The sequence below is a fragment of the Paracoccus marcusii genome, from assembly GCF_006151785.1.
Classification (GTDB): domain Bacteria; phylum Pseudomonadota; class Alphaproteobacteria; order Rhodobacterales; family Rhodobacteraceae; genus Paracoccus; species Paracoccus marcusii.
In genome coordinates this window covers 1-1,291 of record NZ_VDDD01000251.1, presented here as the reverse complement: position 1 = coordinate 1,291, position 1,291 = coordinate 1, and the positions used below count along the sequence as shown (strand labels likewise).

The following is a 1,291-nucleotide window of genomic DNA, read 5'->3' as shown; positions in this document are numbered from 1 at the left end:
CGCGGTCTCCAAGACCCACCCCGACATCCGCATTGCCCTTATGTCCGGCTACAATCAAGAAAAGCTGTCTGCCAACGAAGGTTTGGCTGACATCGTCTTCTTGGCAAAGCCTGTCAGTCGAGCACAACTCGAGACCTTCATCTCTCCGACGCGGACGTCTATCCCCTAGCGCATGATGTGCACTTGGAACTGCACCAAACTGCCTTCGGTCCAATTAAGATAGTTTTGGAGACCTGAACATCCGGGTTGGTCGGGTTTTTGCGCTAGCAAGTACGTGCGAAGCTGAGCATGTGACCTATCGGGCCCCCTTGGAGGTTATCAGTGCAGGCACAGTCCTGGCGATGATGCGGAGGTCACTCAGCAAGGTCCACTGCACCACGTAATGGCGGTCCATACGGACACGCTCTGCATAAGTCGTATTGCTTCGTCCACTGACCTGCCACAGTCCCGTCAGACCTGGACGGGTCGCCAGGTAGTAACGAGCTGTGCTACCATAATGAGCCAACTCGTCGCGCACGATCGGACGCGGACCGACCAGGCTCATCTCACCCTTCAGAACGTTCAGAAGCTGGGGGAGTTCGTCCAGGCTCAATTTCCGCAGCATCTGCCCAATGGGCGTGACACGTGGATCGTTCGTGAGCTTGCGTTGCTCTCTCCACATGACCGCATCTTCAGGATTTTCTTTCAGATGCTGTTCCAGAACCTCATCGCCATTGACGACCATGGTCCGAAACTTCCAGCAGTTGAACTCACGACCGTCAAAGCCAATGCGGCGGTGACCGTAAAGCATCGGCCCCTTATCACGCTGCTTAATGAGCAGCGCTAGTCCAAGCATCAGCAGGCCCAGAAACGGCAGAACGAGCAAAATCAACGCAATATCGAGGGTGCGCTTGCTCGCGCCACCCAGAGGTAGGGGTTCCTTTGCGGATCTGGATCGACTCGATGTATCGCCATCAAGCGTCAATGCACCGATGAGCGGCCGACTGTCCTTACCAGCTGAACATTCGATGGAAGATCTCTCTGAGCTGGACACGGCTCACCCCTTACGCACAAAAACGAACAATCCATTACCAATTGAATAAAATTGTCTACGTTTCAACCGAACTGGCCACGGTCTTACCCGTAAAAAGTGACAGTTGGTTAACGCCGGGCAGTCGTGGTCAGATTTTGGGATCCCACAAGGCGCGACCGCCAGTGTGCAGAAGACGCCATGGCCGTGAGACGCGCCAGCTCATGGCGCAGGGTCCCCAGATGACCGAGATCATGAGAGAGGCTCCGCGTGGCGGCCTCC

At 55.7% G+C, this 1,291-nt stretch carries 1 protein-coding gene; it reads right to left on the bottom strand.

Features of this window, described 5'->3' with window-relative positions; translation table 11 throughout:
• Positions 1 to 295: 295 nt before the first annotated feature.
• Positions 296 to 1,033 carry a sugar transferase gene (locus tag FHD68_RS18590; protein ID WP_244297997.1) on the bottom strand — a complete coding sequence of 246 codons (738 nt, stop codon included), beginning with the start codon at positions 1,031 to 1,033 and terminating at the stop codon, positions 296 to 298.
• Positions 1,034 to 1,291 lie beyond the last annotated feature (258 nt).